8 protein-coding genes are annotated in these 15,110 nt (G+C 72.5%); 2 read left to right on the top strand and 6 right to left on the bottom strand.

The features are described 5' to 3' along the window. Nucleotides 1–137 precede the first annotated feature (137 nt). From A949_RS0108495 to topA, 3 genes are all read right to left on the bottom strand, one after another. Nucleotides 138–1,349, bottom strand: a complete 1,212-nt coding sequence (locus A949_RS0108495) for a DNA polymerase III subunit delta' (RefSeq protein ID WP_019355579.1) — start codon at nt 1,347–1,349, stop codon at nt 138–140. Between the two features lie 256 nt (nt 1,350–1,605). Then, complete coding sequence (gene tmk, locus A949_RS0108490) at nt 1,606–5,022, bottom strand: dTMP kinase (RefSeq protein WP_237735774.1); 3,417 nt, start codon at nt 5,020–5,022, stop codon at nt 1,606–1,608. A 310-nt stretch (nt 5,023–5,332) separates the two neighbouring features. Beyond that, nucleotides 5,333–8,278 carry a type I DNA topoisomerase gene (gene topA, locus A949_RS0108485; protein ID WP_026004456.1) on the bottom strand — a complete coding sequence of 982 codons (2,946 nt, stop codon included), beginning with the start codon at nt 8,276–8,278 and terminating at the stop codon, nt 5,333–5,335. A gap of 209 nt (nt 8,279–8,487) precedes the next feature. On the opposite strand from topA, the gene A949_RS0108480 reads away from it, so the two are divergent. Continuing rightward, nucleotides 8,488–8,886 (top strand): TM2 domain-containing protein, encoded by a 399-nt coding sequence (locus tag A949_RS0108480; protein WP_019355576.1) that lies wholly within the window; start codon nt 8,488–8,490, stop codon nt 8,884–8,886. A 55-nt stretch (nt 8,887–8,941) separates the two neighbouring features. Then, nucleotides 8,942–9,367, top strand: coding sequence for a DUF2752 domain-containing protein (locus A949_RS0108475; RefSeq protein WP_019355575.1), 426 nt, complete (start codon nt 8,942–8,944; stop codon nt 9,365–9,367). A 122-nt stretch (nt 9,368–9,489) separates the two neighbouring features. On the opposite strand, the gene A949_RS0108470 is transcribed toward A949_RS0108475, so the two are convergent. From A949_RS0108470 to A949_RS0108460, 3 genes are all read right to left on the bottom strand, one after another. Further along, nucleotides 9,490–11,034, bottom strand: a complete 1,545-nt coding sequence (locus A949_RS0108470) for a DUF7059 domain-containing protein (RefSeq protein WP_051019428.1) — start codon at nt 11,032–11,034, stop codon at nt 9,490–9,492. 52 nt (nt 11,035–11,086) lie between these two features. Beyond that, nucleotides 11,087–11,659: a hypothetical protein gene (locus tag A949_RS0108465; RefSeq protein ID WP_019355573.1), complete on the bottom strand. Its 573-nt coding sequence runs from the start codon at nt 11,657–11,659 to the stop codon at nt 11,087–11,089. Between the two features lie 333 nt (nt 11,660–11,992). Beyond that, nucleotides 11,993–14,428, bottom strand: coding sequence for a sodium-translocating pyrophosphatase (locus A949_RS0108460; protein WP_019355572.1), 2,436 nt, complete (start codon nt 14,426–14,428; stop codon nt 11,993–11,995). Nucleotides 14,429–15,110: the final 682 nt, after the last annotated feature.

The raw sequence follows: 15,110 nt of genomic DNA, 5'->3' as shown, positions 1-15,110 counted from the left end.
CGGCCCGCCGGGCCGCCGTTCCGGTCGTACCGATCGGCTCGCGCCGCTCACCCGGCTGTCCGGTGGGCCGCGGTCGTCCGGTGACCGGGGACCCTGACAGGCCGCCAGTCGCCGCCGGGGCCGCTTCGGACACGGGGTCAGCCGGCGCGCAGCGCCATCGCCATCGCTTCGACCGCCAGCAGCGGGGCGACATTGCGGTCCAGCATCCGGCGGCACTCCAGGATCGCCTCGATCCGGCGCAGTGTCTGCTCCGGGCGGGACGTCGCGGCGAGTTGACCGATCGTCCCGGCCGCGTCGTCGTGCGCCAGGGCGACGGACGAACCCAACTGGCGGGCCAGCACGTCGCGGTAGAACGTCGTGAGGTCGGTGAGCGCGAGGTCGAGCGAGTCGCGCTGGGTGCGGGTGGAGCGGCGCTTCTGTTTGTCCTCCAGTTCCTTCATCGCCCCCGCCGTGCCGCGCGGCAGCCGCTTGCCCTCCGCCGCGCCGAGAGCCGCCCGCAGTTCCTCGGTCTCCTTGGCGTCCAGCTCCTCGGCGACCTGCTTGGCGTCCTCCGTCGCGGCGTCGATCAGCTCCTGCGCGGCCCGCAGCGCACTGCCCACGTCGTCGACCCGGGACGGCAGCTTGAGCACCGCCTGCCGTCTGGCGCGGGCCCGCTCGTCGGTGGCCAGCCGCAGCGCATGGCCGATGTGCCCCTGGGTGGCTCGCGCCGCGGACGCGGCCGTCTCCGGCGCGATCCCGTCCCGCCGCACCAGCAGGTCCGCCACCGCGTCGACCGGGGGCGTGCGCAGCGCCAGATGCCGGCAGCGGGACCGGATGGTGGGGAGGACGTCCTCGGTGGACGGCGCGCACAGCAGCCACACCGTGCGCGGCGCCGGTTCCTCGACGGCCTTCAGCAGCACATTGCCGGCGCCCTCGGTCAGGCGGTGGGCGTCCTCCAGGACGATCACCTGCCAGCGGCCGCCCGACGGGGACATCTGCGCCCCGCGCACCAGCGCACGCGTCTCCTTCACGCCGATGGTCAGCAGATCGGTGCGGACGATCTCGACATCCGCGTGGGTGCCGACCATCGTCGTATGGCAGCCCTCGCAGAAGCCGCATCCCGGGCTGCCGCCCAGCGCACGGTCCGGGCTGACGCACTGGAGGGCCGCCGCGAACGCGCGGGCCGCCTGCTCGCGGCCCGCACCGGGAGGTCCCGTGAAGAGCCAGGCGTGGGTCATCGCGGAACCGGACAGGTCCGCGGAGCCGCGCGCCGCGGCCTCCGCCGTCACATACGCGTCCGCGTCCCCCGCGGCAGCGGCGAGCTGCTTCGCTGCCCTGTCCTGGCCCACCAGGTCGTCCCACACCGCCATGGGGACCATTGTCGCGGATGCCGGTGACAGTCGGGTCCGCCGGATGCCGGGGGCGGGGCGGGACGGCCCCCGAGGGCCGGGCCGGGGGTGACGTCCGGGTGCTGCGTGCACCCGGCCGGAGCCGTCGACGGCGCGGCCAGCCGGACGACGGCCCTCCGACGCCCTCAGCGGCCGGCGGCCGGGCCGACCGGCCAGGGCCCGTCGGCCAGTCGTCCGGCGTCAGCCGTCACGCCCTCCGTCGACGTGCCGTCCGCCGTCAGCGACGGCGGCGGTCCTCGTCGTCCTGCGAGTCGTGCGGGCCCAGCAGTTCGTCCGCCAGCGTGGGGACGTCGTCCATGGGGGTGTCCTCCGCCCAGGAGGGGCGGGGGCGCTCCCCCTCGTCGACCTGGGGCAGCTCCCGGGTACGGTCCTCGGCGTCGTCCGAACCGGAGGCGGAACCGGAACCGGAGGCGGAATCCGCGTCCGCGTACCGCTCCCGGGGGTCCACCTGCGGGAGGACGGCCGTCTCGCCCGCGTCCTGGGACTCGGGGACCCGGGGCAGCACCGTCGTCGCGTCGCTGTCCGCCCCCTCGCCGTTCTGCCCGCCGGGCGCGTCGGCGACCCGGGGCAGCACGGTCGTCTCGTCGTCGGACGGGCCGCTGCCGGGGCGCGGCAACTGCGTGGTGTCCTCCGCGTCCGGACCGGCGCTCTCGTCCCGCGAGCCCACCTGCGGAATCTGCGCGGTGTCCGCCTCGGCGCCGTCCGGTGCGCGGTCCCCGGAAGCCGGCGTACCGGAAGCGGAAGCCCCGGATGCCGCATCGGCGCCGGAACCGGAGTCGGCACCCGGTGCCTCGGCGGACTGCGCGGCGTGCGCGGCGGCCTTCTCGCGTCGCGCCCGCTCCGCGGCCTCCGCCTCCGCGTCCGCCTCGGCCTTGGCCTTGGCCTCGGCTGCCGCGGCGGCCCGCGCCTGCTCGGCCTTCAGCAGGGCTTCCTCGGCCTTGCGCTGCCGCTCCAGGCGACGTTCCTCGGCCTCGGCCCGGAGCCGCTTCTCCTCCTCGGCCCGCTTGCGCAGCCGCTCCTGCTCCTCCTCGTGGGCCCGCTGCTCGGCCTCGCGCCGCTCGCGTTCCTCCTCGGCGATCCGGCGGGCCTCCTCGGCCTGCTTCCGGGCCTCCTCCGCCCGGCGGGCCTCCTCGCGCTGGCGCGCCAGTTCCGCTTCGCGGCGCTTGCGCTCCTCCTCCTCGCGGCGGAGCTTCTCCAACTGCTCCTGGCGCTCGCGCTCCTTGCGCTCCTCCTCCGCCTTGCGGCGGGCCTCCTCCTCGGCACGCCGCCGCGCTTCTTCCTCGGCCCGCTTGCGTGCCTCTTCCTGGGCCTTCTTCTCGGCCTCGGAGAGCGGCAGCACCTGGTCGAGCCGGTGCCGGACGGCGGTGGTGACGTTCTCGGGCTCCTGCCCGGCGTCGACGACCAGATAGCGGGCCGGGTCGGCGGCCGCGAGGGTGAGGAAACCGGACCGGACCCGCTGGTGGAACTCGACCGGCTCGGACTCCAGCCGGTCCGGCGCCTCCGTGAAGCGCTCGCGGGCGGTCTCGGGCGCGACGTCGAGCAGCACGGTCAGGTGCGGCACCAGTCCGTCGGTCGCCCAGCGGTTGATCCGGGCGATCTCCGCGGGGGACAGGTCGCGGCCCGCGCCCTGGTAGGCGACGGAGGAGTCGACGTAGCGGTCCGAGATGACCACGGCGCCGCGCTCCAGCGCGGGGCGGACGACCGTGTCCACGTGCTCGGCGCGGTCGGCGGCGTACAGCAGGGCCTCGGCGCGGTGCGAGAGCCCGGCCGAGGAGATGTCCAGCAGGATCGAACGCAGCCGCTTGCCGACCGGGGTGGAGCCGGGCTCCTTGGTGACGACGACCTCGTGGCCCTTGGCCCGGATCCAGTCGGCGAGCGCGTCCACCTGCGTGGTCTTGCCCGCGCCGTCGCCGCCCTCCAGGACCAGGAAGAATCCGCTTCCGGCCGGGGTCTGCCGGGGGCGACCGCCGCCGAACGCCGCCACCAGATCGCGTCGCAGCGGCACGCCCTGCCGGTCGTCGGTGCGGCCCAGCAGGATCGCCCCGACGGGCAGCAGCAGCGCGCCGACCAGCATCAGCGTGAACGAGGCACCGCCGTGGTCGAAGACGAACGAACCGTTCTCCACCCGGTGCGGGCCGATGAACGCGGCCAGCACGGGCGCCACGATCGCGCCCACGGCCAGCGACAGCCGGACGACCGCCTGGAGGTGCTCGGTCGTCCGGGCGCGGCGGGCTTCCTCGGTCTCCTGGTCGAGCAGGGTGTGCAGGGTGTTGGCCGCGATGCCGCCGCCGAGCCCGGCCAGCAGTGCCAGCGCGATGACGGTCGCGGTGTCGGGCACCAGTCCGGCGGCCAGCAGCAGGATGCCGGTCAGCCCGGTGACGAGCGCGAGCAGCCGGCGCCGGGAGAGGGACGGCACCGTGTGCGGCGCCAGCCGGATCCCGGCGACGGTGCCGCCGGTCAGCATCAGCGCGAGCAGCCCGAAGGCGACGGGGCCGCCGCCCAGGTCGGCGGCCTGCAGCGGGGCGAGGGCGACTGCCGAGGCGATGGCTCCGCCCACGGCGCCACCGGCGACGACGAGGAGCGGCACGGCTCCCGTGCGCCCCTTGTCGGAGCCGCCGTCCGCCGTCCGGGGCCGGCGCAGGCCCTCCAGCGGGGAACGGGGGCGCGGGGTCTGCCCGTCGGGCAGTTCGAGGAAGTACCCGACGGCGGCCGCCGCGGCGAACAGGCCGGCCGCCACGTACGAGGCGAGCGCGGCCTGGTGCGAGCCGAACCAGTCGACCCCCGTGGCGAGCAGATTGCTGAGCAGGGTGACGACGACGAGTCCCGCCGCCGCGACGGGCAGCGCCACGAAGCCGGAGCGCAGCCACAGGCGGCGCAGCGCCTCGCCGTGGTCCGGCAGCGGCCGCAGGGCCGTGCCCTCGGGCGGCGCGGCCGGCAGCAGTGCGGGGGCCGCGCTGTCCCTGGTCACGGTGGAGACCCGCTCGGCGACACCCGTCACGAAGACGGTGATGAGCACGACGGCGAACGCGCTGCCGGGCGTCCAGTCGACCCACAGCGGTGCGATGATCAGTGCGGCGACGCGCAGTGCGTCGGCGCCGAACAGGGTCCACCGCCGGTCCAGGATCTTCTTCCCGGCGCCGGACCCGGTGCCGCTGCCGGTCCCGGCGTCGCGGGCCGGGTCACCGCTCCTCCCGGCGTCCGCTTCGGGGTCGGCGCCGGGATCCGCATCGGCGTGCGGTGCGGGGTTCGTCCCGGAGTCCGTTCCGGTCCGCGTTCCGCTTCTCGTCCCGCGGTGCTCCTTGACTCCGCTGACCAGCGCGGAGACCGGGCCCAGCAGGACGGCGCCGAACAGCAGCGTGGACAGCAGCCGCAGCCCGAAGACCGTGGCCACGACCAGTGCCATTCCGCGGTATCCGCCGCCGAAGACCGGGTCTCCCGCCACGCCGCGCACGGCCGCCGCCTGCATCGCCAGCAGCAGCAGCACCAGGAGGCCCAGCATGTCGCCGATCCCACTGGTGAACTGCGCGGTCCACAGCCGCCGCAGCGGGGGGAAACGCAGCAGCGCGGTCACGGCACCCTCGCGGGATTCCGCTGCGAGGGCGTCGTCCGGGGCAGTTGGGGGCGAAGACTTCATCCCGCCAGCGTATAGGGAGGGAGTCGGCGCCCGGATCCGTACCCGAACATCTGTGTGCTACAGCTCCGCAACCGCTGCATCACCGCACCGGCGCGGCGCGCGCTCCCCGGTCCCGTCCCGGCAGCCCGACGTCCCGGCAGCCGGACCTCCCCGCGTCCTGGCCCGGCGTCGCGGACCCTGGGGCACGGCGTCGCGGACCCGGGGCCCGGGGTCCGCGCTGTGCCACGGTGCGGCGGCGTCGCGCGGGCCGCCCTCCGGGACGGCTCCGGGAGCAGCCGCCGAGCCGAGCGGAGAGCGGCGCCGGGCCGGCTCACTCCTCCGTGGACTTCTCGGCGGCCGTCTTCTTCGCGGTGCTCTTGCCGGCCGTCTTCTTCGCGGACTTCGCGGGCGCCTTGGCGGCGGTCTTGGTGGCGGTCTTGGCAGCCGTCTTGGTGGCGGTCTTCTTCGCCGCCGTCTTCTTGGCCGCGGTCTTCTTGGCAGGCGCCTTCTTCGCCGCCGTCTTCTTCGCGGCTGCCTTCTTCGCGGGCGCCTTCTTCTTGGCGGGGCCCTTGGCCCGCTTCTCGGACAGCAGCTCGAAGCCCCGCTCGGCGGTGATGGTCTCGACGTCGTCGTCCCGCCGCAGGGTCGCGTTGGTCTCGCCGTCCGTCACATACGGCCCGAACCGGCCGTCCTTGACCACCACGGGACGCTCCGTCTCCGGATCGGTCCCCAGCTCCTTGAGCGGCGGCTTCGCCGCGGCCCTGCCGCGCTGCTTGGGCTTGGAGTAGATCTCCAGCGCCTGCTCCAGCGTGATGCCGAAGATCTGCTCCTCGCTCTCCAGCGAGCGGGAGTCGGTGCCCTTCTTCAGATAGGGGCCGTAGCGCCCGTTCTGCGCGGTGATCTCGTTGCCGGACTCGGGGTCCACTCCGACGACCCGCGGCAGCGACAGCAGCTTGAGCGCGTCCTGCAGCGTGATGGTGTCCAGCGACATCGACCGGAACAGCGAAGCCGTCCGCGGCTTGACCGCGTTCTTGCCCGTCTTCGGCGTGCCCTCGGGCAGCACCTCGGTCACATACGGCCCGTAGCGGCCGTCCCGTGCCACGATCGGGCGGCCGGTCTCCGGGTCGGTCCCGAGCTCGAAGTCGCCGCTGGGCTTGGCCAGCAGTTCCTTGGCGTAGTCGACGGTCAGCTCGTCCGGCGGCAGGTCGTCCGGGACGTCGGCACGCTGGCCCGGCTCGCCCTCCTGCGGGCTGGGCGCTTCCACATAGGGGCCGTACCGTCCGACGCGGAGCATGATGCCCTCGCCGACGGGGAACGAGGACACGCCCTTGGCGTCGATGGCGCCGAGGTCGGAGACGAGTTCCTTGAGGCCGCCGAGGTGGTCGCCGTCGCCGTTGCCCGCCGTGGCGGCCGCACCGGTCTCCTCCCCGCCCTCACCGAAGTAGAAGCGCCGCAGCCACGGCACGGCCTCCGCGCTGCCCGCGGCGATGCGGTCGAGGTCGTCCTCCATCCGGGCGGTGAAGTCGTAGTCCACCAGCCGGCCGAAGTGCTTCTCCAGCAGCCCGACCACGGCGAAGCTCAGGAAGGACGGCACCAGCGCGGTGCCCTTCTTGAAGACGTAACGCCGGTCCAGGATGGTGCTGATGATCGACGCGTAGGTGGAGGGGCGCCCGATCTCGCGTTCTTCCAGCTCCTTGACCAGCGTGGCCTCGGTGTAGCGGGCCGGGGGCTTGGTCGCGTGGCCGTCGACGGACATCTCCTGGGCGCGCAGCGGGTCGCCCTCGGCGACCTGCGGCAGCCGGCGCTCCCGGTCGTCCAGTTCCGCGTTGGGGTCGTCGGCTCCCTCCACATACGCCTTGAGGAAGCCGTGGAAGGTGATGACCTTGCCCGTGGCGCTGAACTCGGCGTCCCGGCCGTCCGCCGACCGGCCGCCGACCTTCACCGTCACCGACTGCCCGACCGCGTCCTTCATCTGGGAGGCGACGGTCCGCTTCCAGATCAGCTCGTAGAGCTTGAACTGGTCGCCGGTCAGGCCCGTTTCCGCAGGCGTGCGGAACCGGTCGCCCGAGGGGCGGATCGCCTCGTGGGCCTCCTGCGCGTTCTTGACCTTGCCCGCGTAGGTGCGCGGCCTGTCCGGCAGGTAGTCGGCCCCGTAGAGCTGGGTGACCTGGGAGCGGGCGGCCGAGACGGCCGTGTCGGAGAGCGTGGTGGAGTCCGTACGCATGTAGGTGATGAAGCCGTTCTCGTACAGCTTCTGCGCCACCTGCATGGTCGACTTGGCGCCGAACCCGAGCTTGCGGCTCGCCTCCTGCTGGAGGGTCGTCGTACGGAAGGGAGCGTAGGGCGAGCGGCGGTAGGGCTTGGACTCGACCGACCGGACGGCGAACTCGGTGTTCTCCAGGGCTGCCGCCAGCGAGCGGGCGCCCTCCTCGTCCAGATGGAGGACGGCGGACTGGTCCTTGAGCCGGCCGTCCGGACCGAAGTCCCGGCCCTGGGCGACACGGCGCCCGTCGACCGTGGTCAGCCGCGCCCCGAAGGTCGCCGGGTCACCCGCGGCGCCCGTGCCGGAACCCGCACCCGAGCCCGTCGGCGCCGAGGCATCCCCCGCCTGCCCCGTCGCGAACGTGCCGGTCAGGTCCCAGTACTCGGCGGACCGGAACGCCATGCGCTCCCGCTCCCGCTCCACCACCAGCCGGGTGGCCACGGACTGGACCCGGCCCGCCGACAGCCGCGGCATGACCTTCTTCCACAGCACGGGCGAGACCTCGTACCCGTACAGCCGGTCCAGGATGCGGCGGGTCTCCTGCGCGTCGACCAGCCGCTGGTTGAGGTCGCGGGGATTGCGGACGGCATTCTGGATGGCGTCCTTGGTGATCTCGTGGAAGACCATCCGCTTGACCGGGACCTTGGGCTTGAGCACCTGCTGCAGATGCCAGGCGATGGCCTCGCCCTCGCGGTCCTCGTCAGTGGCGAGCAGCAGTTCGTCGGACTCGGCCAGCAGCTCCTTGAGCTTTTTGACCTGGTCCTTCTTGTCGCTGTTGACGACGTACAGCGGCTCGAAATCGTGATCGACGTTGACGCCGAGGCGGGCCCAGGGCTCGCCCTTGTACTTCGCGGGAACCTCGGCCGCACCGCCAGGAAGGTCGCGGATGTGCCCGACACTGGCCTCGACAACGTAGCCAGGGCCGAGATAGCCCTTGATCGTCTTGGCCTTGGCAGGCGACTCGACGATCACAAGTCGGCGCCCACCATTTGCTGTCTCGTGGGTCGGGGACAACTTCTGCTCTTCTCTCCGGTCGGTTGCGAGGAATCACTCCGCAGCGCTATCGCTGCGGAGTGTGACGGTACCTCCCGCCCCCATGTCAAACGGGAAAAGTCGGCAACGCCACTCGAACGGTAACCCGACAACCAGCCGTCCCGCCGCTCGACGGCTCTGGCAACATGTCCGGGGCACATCACCAGGTACCGCTCGACCTCGGAGGTCTTGTGTCCGACCCGAATCAGCCCGGCTACGGCTATCCCCAGCAGCCGGGACAGAACCCTTACAACCAGCCGCCCGGCCAGCCCGGCCAGCCGGCGTACGGCTACCCGCAGCAGCAGCCGATGGGCGCCATGCCCGGCCAGTACACCGGAGACCCGAACGCTCCGTACGGTTACGACCCGTACGGACGTCCGCTCTCCGACAAGTCCAAGATCGTCGCGGGGGTGCTCCAGCTCTTCATCGGCGGCCTGGGCATCGGCCGGTTCTACACCGGCCACGTGGGCATGGGCATAGCCCAGCTCTTCACCTGCGGGGGCCTGGGCATCTGGTCGCTGGTCGACGGCATCATCTTCCTGACCAGCGACAGCCGCACCGACAGCGACGGCCGCATCCTGCGTGGCTGAGGCTGCCGAACGCTCCGGGAGAGGGCGACGCGACACGAGGGGAGGCACTGGCCACATGGCGATCACCAACGTCCCTGCTGCCGTGGGCCGACTCCGCGCCGTCCTCTCCCACCCGGCCACCCCGCCGCTCGCCACGGCGGCGGCCGGCCTCGCGGGCGCCTGCTACCTGTGGGGCACCGACCCGCACACCTCCGGCAATCTGCTGCCCCGCTGCCCCTTCAACTGGGCCACCGGACTGCTCTGCCCCGCCTGCGGCGGCACGCGGATGGTCTACGACCTGATGCACGGCGATGTCGCCGCGGCCCTGCACGACAACGCCGCGCTGCTCACCGTCGGCCTGCCCGTCGCCGTCTGCCTCTCCGGCCGCTGGCTGTCCGAGGGGCTGCGCGGTCGGCGCTGGGCCCCGCGCATGAGCACCCGCGGCAAGGTGGCCGTACTGAGCGCCGCCGTGGCCTGGACCGTGGCCCGGAACCTGCTCTGACCCCGGCGGGCCGCTGCGGCGGCGGAGCGGGAACCGGCGTCGGCGAGCCCGGCTCCCGGCCCCCGGCTCCTGATTCCCGAGGCCCGGCTCCCCGGCGGTCCGGCGCCCGTCCCGCGGGGGTGTCAGTCCAGCACCGGGATCAGGAACCCCTGTTCGACCAGGAGTCTGATCGACTCCGGTGTGCGCGCCCGCAGCTCGGCCGGATCCTCACCCAGCAGCTGGCCGATGGCGTCCAGGATGCGGCCCGCGGTCAGCGTCCCGTCGCACACCCCGGCGAACCCGGCGCCGACCGTGTCCACCGTCGTCGCCCGCCGCATCCCCCGGTTCTGCCGCAGCACCACGTACTCCGGATCCTCCGCGCCCGGCGCCCCGACCTGCTCCTGGACCACCTCGTCCGCGAGGAGGAAGCGGTACTCCAGCAGCGCCGCGTCATCGGTCCGGCGCAGGAAGTCCTGACGCTCGAAGTACGTCCGGATCACCTCGCCCAGCGGCTGCTCGACCGGGTGCGGCCACTCCTCGGCACACACCGAGGGGGACTCGGCGTCCGTGCGCCGCAGCGTGATCCAGCCGAACCCGACCGCCTTGGTACCGCGTGCCGCGAACTCGTCCAGCCAGGCGTCATAGCGCTCCGCGTACGCGGCCGCGCCCTCCCGGTGGTCCCCCGCGTCGCGCAGCCACAGTTCCGCGTACTGGGTGACGTCCTGCACCTCCCGCTGCACGATCCAGGCGTCGCACCCCGGCGGCACCCAGGACCGGACGCGGTCCCGCCAGTCCGCACCCTCCTGGTGCTCCCAGTTGGCCAGCAGCTGGCAGTGGCCGCCCGGGGCCAGCTGGCGGGCGGCCTGCTCGACGAGGTGGCGGCACAGGTCGTCGCCCGCCATGCCGCCGTCGCGGTAGGTCAGCCGGGCGCCCGGGGAGATCACGAACGGCGGGTTGGAGACGATCAGACCGTACGGCTCCTCGCCGGCCACCGGCTCGAACAGTGAGCCCTCGCGCAGCTCCGGCTCGGCGGCACCCGACAGCGCGAGCGTCAGCCGGGCGAAGCGCAGCGCCCGCGGATTGAGGTCGGTGGCGGTGACCTGCGTGGCGAACCGGCCGGCGTGCAGCGCCTGGATCCCGGACCCGGTGCCCAGATCCAGCGCGCGGCCGACCGGGGTGGGCACCATGATCCCGGCCAGCGTGGTGGAGGCGCCGCCGACGCCCAGCACCACGTTCTCCCCGGGACCGCCCGCGCCGCCCGCGCCACCGACGGCACACCCGCTGTCGCTGACGACCCACCAGTCCTGGCCCTCCGGGCCGCTGTAGGGGCGCACGTCGACGGTCGCGCGTACCGCCTCCTCGGTCCCCTCCGCCGCGGCCGGGTCCGGCACCCGCTCCAGCCAGCGGTCGGCCAGTACCGCGTCGACGGGCAGCACGGCACGCGCGCTCCGGTACGGCACGGCCTGCTGCAGCAGGAAGAGGCGGGTCAGCGTCGCGAGCGGACCCCCGGCCCGGGTGGCGCGCAGCGCCGGAACGGTCTCACCGCGGGCGAGGGCCGCGTAGGCGGGGGCGCCGAGGAGGTCCAGAAGCCCGTCGGCGGTGAATCCCGCGGCGGTCAATGCCTCGCGCACCCTGCGGGTGCTCTCGGTCGTGGGCTCGGGAAGTGCGTCAGTGCTCACCCGCGCCATTCTCCTTCGCTCCCGGGCCGCTTCGCCGCCGGGGGCGCGGGTCGCCGTGTCCTCAGGAGCCGCCCTTGGTCACACCCGTCTTCTTGCAGCTCTCCTGCTTGCCCATCGCCTTGCCGACCTCGCCCTTCTGGAGCTCCTGGAGGGCCTTGTCGCCGCTCTGCCCCAGGGACTTGAGCTTGGCGGCCACGGAGTCGAGCCCCTCGTCGAACTTGTCGTCGGTGGGGAGCTTGTCGGTGGCGACCTTGAGGTCGTGGTACTGGTCCGCGATGTGGTCCAGTTCCTTGACCGCGTCCTTCTGCAGCGTCTCGCCGTCGTCCACGGGGGGCGCCCCCGCCTTCTTCACCGCCGAGGCCATGGCCTGGTACGCGTCGGAGACCTTCTGGAACCCGGCGGAGTCGGCCTTCTTGACCTCCGCGGGGGACTTGGTCGCCTGGGACGCGTCGGCGATCGAGGCGTTGGCCTGATCGATCTTGTTGAGCTGGGGCTGGAGGTCGTCGCAGACCTGCTTGGCCCAGTCGTCGGTCTTGCCACTGTCGTCACTGCAACCAGTCAGCGCGAGTACGAGCGCCGCACCGCCGGACAGCGCCGCCGCGAGCTTCTTGTTCACCGGATCGGTCCCTTCCATGGCTGTTCGGCCCGGAACATACACGCCAGAGCGGGAGTGACGGCGAGCCGGAAGAACCTTATGCCTACTATTGCAGCCATTTGCACCAACAGTTGGGCGCGACATCCCACACGCTCCCGCCGCCCCGCCCTGCCGTGCTCCCGGCCGGCATCACACAGGTGGGCACACCGGAAGCGGCCCCGGGAGACGCGACGGGCGGGCGGGACGCCAACGCGTCCCGCCCGCCCGTCGGTCGAGGGCCACCTCGGCCGCCGTACGGCCCTGGCCCCGGCCCTGCGGCGGCACCGCCGCGAACCGGCCGCCGGCCGTCCGCTCCGGCCCGGAGCCCAGGGGCTACGAGGCAGCCACCGGGTCCACCGGATCCGCGGGATCGACCGGCGGGTCGGAGGGCTCGGCGCGCCGCTCGGCCGTGTTCTCGTCCGTCACGGCGACACCGCGCCGCTTGGAGAGGTAGACGGCGCCCACCACGACCGCCACGGCGACCAGCGAGACCACCACCCGCACGCCGACGCTCTTGTCCTCGCCGTAGCTGAACTGCACCACGGCCGGTGCGATCAGCAGCGCCACCAGGTTCATCACCTTCAGCAGCGGGTTGATCGCCGGGCCCGCGGTGTCCTTGAACGGGTCGCCGACCGTGTCGCCGATGATGGTGGCCTCGTGGGCCTCGCTGCCCTTTCCGCCGTGGTGGCCGTCCTCCACCAGCTTCTTCGCGTTGTCCCAGGCACCGCCCGAGTTCGCGAGGAAGACGGCCATCAGGGTGCCGGCGCCGATCGCCCCGGCGAGGAACGCCGCCAGCGCGCCGACCCCGAAGGTGAAGCCGACCAGGATCGGCGCCATCACGGCCAGCAGCCCCGGAGTCGTGAGCTCCCGCAGCGCGTCCTTGGTGCAGATGTCCACCACCCGGCCGTACTCGGGCTGCTCGCTGTAGTCCATGATCCCCGGACGCTCCCGGAACTGCCGCCGCACCTCGAAGACGACCGAACCCGCGGAACGCGAGACGGCGTTGATGGCGAGCCCGGAGAACAGGAACACCACCGCGGCCCCGAACATCAGCCCGACCAGCGTGCTGGGCTGGGCGATGTCCACGAGCTCCAGCATCTTGCCCGCGCTCTGGTCCGCGTCGGTGAGCGCCTGGGCCAGCTCGGTGCGGTACGAGCCGAAGAGCGCGGCGGCGGCGAGCACCGCCGTGGCGATGGCGATGCCCTTGGTGATCGCCTTGGTGGTGTTGCCCACCGCGTCCAGATCGGTGAGGACCTGGGCGCCCGCGCCCTCGACGTCGCCGGACATCTCCGCGATGCCCTGCGCGTTGTCCGAGACGGGCCCGAAGGTGTCCATGGCGACGATCACGCCGACCGTGGTCAGCAGCCCGGTCCCGGCCAGCGCGACGGCGAACAGCGCCAGCATCACGGTGCCGCCGCCCAGCAGGAACGCGCCGTAGACGCTCAGTCCGATCAGCAGCGCCGTGTAGACGGCCGACTCCAGGCCGATGGAGATGCCCGAGAGCACGACCGTCGCCGGCCCCGTCAGGGAGGTCCGGCCGATGTCCCGCACCGGCTTGCGGGTGGTCTCGGTGAAGTAGCCGGTCAGCTGCTGGATGACGGCGGCGAGCACGATGCCGATCGCGACCGCCACGACGGCCAGCATGCGCGGATCGCCGCTGTGCCCGAGGATCTCCTGCGCGTCGTCTCCCGAGACGCCCTTGAGGTCCGCGTAGCTGGAGGGCAGGTAGGTGAAGGCGGCGATCGCCACCAGCGCGAGCGAGATCACGGCCGAGATGAAGAAGCCCCGGTTGATCGCGGTCATCCCGCTGCGGTCGGCGCGGCGCGGCGCCACGGCGAACACGCCGATCATGGCGGTGATCACCCCGATGGCGGGCACGAGGAGCGGGAAGACCAGCCCGTCGTTGCCGAAGACGGCGGTGCCGAGGATGAGCGCGGCCACCAGGGTCACGGCGTACGACTCGAACAGGTCGGCCGCCATTCCGGCGCAGTCGCCGACGTTGTCGCCGACGTTGTCCGCGATGGTGGCCGCGTTGCGCGGGTCGTCCTCCGGAATGCCCTGCTCGACCTTGCCGACCAGGTCGGCACCCACGTCGGCGGCCTTGGTGAAGATTCCGCCGCCGACCCGCATGAACATCGCGATCAGCGCGGCACCGAGGCCGAAGCCCTCCAGCACCTTCGGCGCGTCGGCCGCGTAGACGAGCACCACGCAGGCGGCACCGAAGAGCCCGAGCCCGACGGTGAACATTCCGACGACCCCACCGGTGCGAAATGCGATCTTCATCGCCCGGTGGGAAACCGCGGTGAGATCGCCGGACGCCTCCTCGGCGCCCGGCGCCGGGGTCGCCTCACGGGCCGCGGCGGCCACGCGCACATTGCTGCGCACCGCCAGCCACATGCCGATATAGCCGGTCGCCGCCGAGAATCCGGCACCGACCAGGAAGAACAACGACCGGCCGATCCGCTGCTGCATATCGTCGGCCGGCAACAACATGAGCAGGAAGAAGACCACCACCGCGAATACCCCGAGGGTACGCAGCTGCCGCGCCAGATAGGCGTTCGCGCCCTCCTGCACGGCAGCGGCGATCTTCTTCATGCTGTCGGTGCCCTCGCCCGCGGCGAGCACTTGTCGTACCAGCACCATGGCGACGCCGAGCGCTGCGAGCGCGACAACCGCGATCACGATCGCGAGTCCCCGGTTGCCACTGGTCAGCTCTGCGGCGTCCGCGAGGTACTGGGGTTGGTGGAGTGGGCTGAGATGCCCCGCCATTCGTCCTCCTTGACGTTTGGCACATGGGCGCGCGCAAGCACGCTCAGGCGTCCTGCTGCAAAGATGTGGACGGATTGTAGGGAGCGCGACCAGATCAAAACAGAGCGCAGCAGCAAGAATTCGCCGGGATCGGCGAAGATCAGCCGCACAGGAAGCGGATAATTCGCTCGCACGAGGGAATCCGCAAATTCAACTGACCCCAGGAAAACGATCTATCGGGTGAACGAAGAGGGTCGGCGCAGCCGGTTTAATGGCTGGTCAGAAATATCGAACCAGATCTTCAAAGATCAGAAATGAAGATCACAAAAACCCGCACTGACGAGTGAACCGAAGATCGAATATCTCCTCGGGATGTGGCGGGCTATGACGGGCGAGGATGTGGAGGTCCGGAAAGTTTTCCGGGGAGGACGGGTCCCGGGAAGCCGAAGACAGCTCCGCACCGGCTGTCGGCGCGCCGGCAGCGACCCGCATCCCGGCCTTGCCCCGGCACCCGGCCCGGCCTGCCTCCGGGGGGCGGGTTCTCGACCCGGGGCTCTCGGTACCGGGTTCTCGGTCCTCGGCATGGCGGCCGCCCCGGCAGGCGATCCCAGGAGCCGTACGGAGTCGTTCGGAGACGTTCGGCGGCGGTCCGGAGACGTCATGAGAGGCCCGGTCCCAGGAGCGGCCGGCCCAGGCCGTACGG

The organism is Streptomyces sp. AA1529 (assembly GCF_000280905.1).
Taxonomy (GTDB): Bacteria; Actinomycetota; Actinomycetes; order Streptomycetales; family Streptomycetaceae; genus Streptomyces.
Note: the sequence above shows the minus strand (reverse complement) of the source record. Positions and strands in the feature narration are given on the sequence as shown.

Coding starts and splice junctions, on each gene's coding strand:
- A949_RS0108460 (WP_019355572.1), bottom strand. CDS start 14,428: ATGGCGGGGCATCTCAGCCCACTCCACCAACCCCAGTACCTCGCGGAC.
- A949_RS0108475 (WP_019355575.1), top strand. CDS start 8,942: ATGGCGATCACCAACGTCCCTGCTGCCGTGGGCCGACTCCGCGCCGTC.
- tmk (WP_237735774.1), bottom strand. CDS start 5,022: ATGAAGTCTTCGCCCCCAACTGCCCCGGACGACGCCCTCGCAGCGGAA.
- A949_RS0108465 (WP_019355573.1), bottom strand. CDS start 11,659: ATGGAAGGGACCGATCCGGTGAACAAGAAGCTCGCGGCGGCGCTGTCC.
- A949_RS0108495 (WP_019355579.1), bottom strand. CDS start 1,349: ATGGCGGTGTGGGACGACCTGGTGGGCCAGGACAGGGCAGCGAAGCAG.
- A949_RS0108470 (WP_051019428.1), bottom strand. CDS start 11,034: ATGGCGCGGGTGAGCACTGACGCACTTCCCGAGCCCACGACCGAGAGC.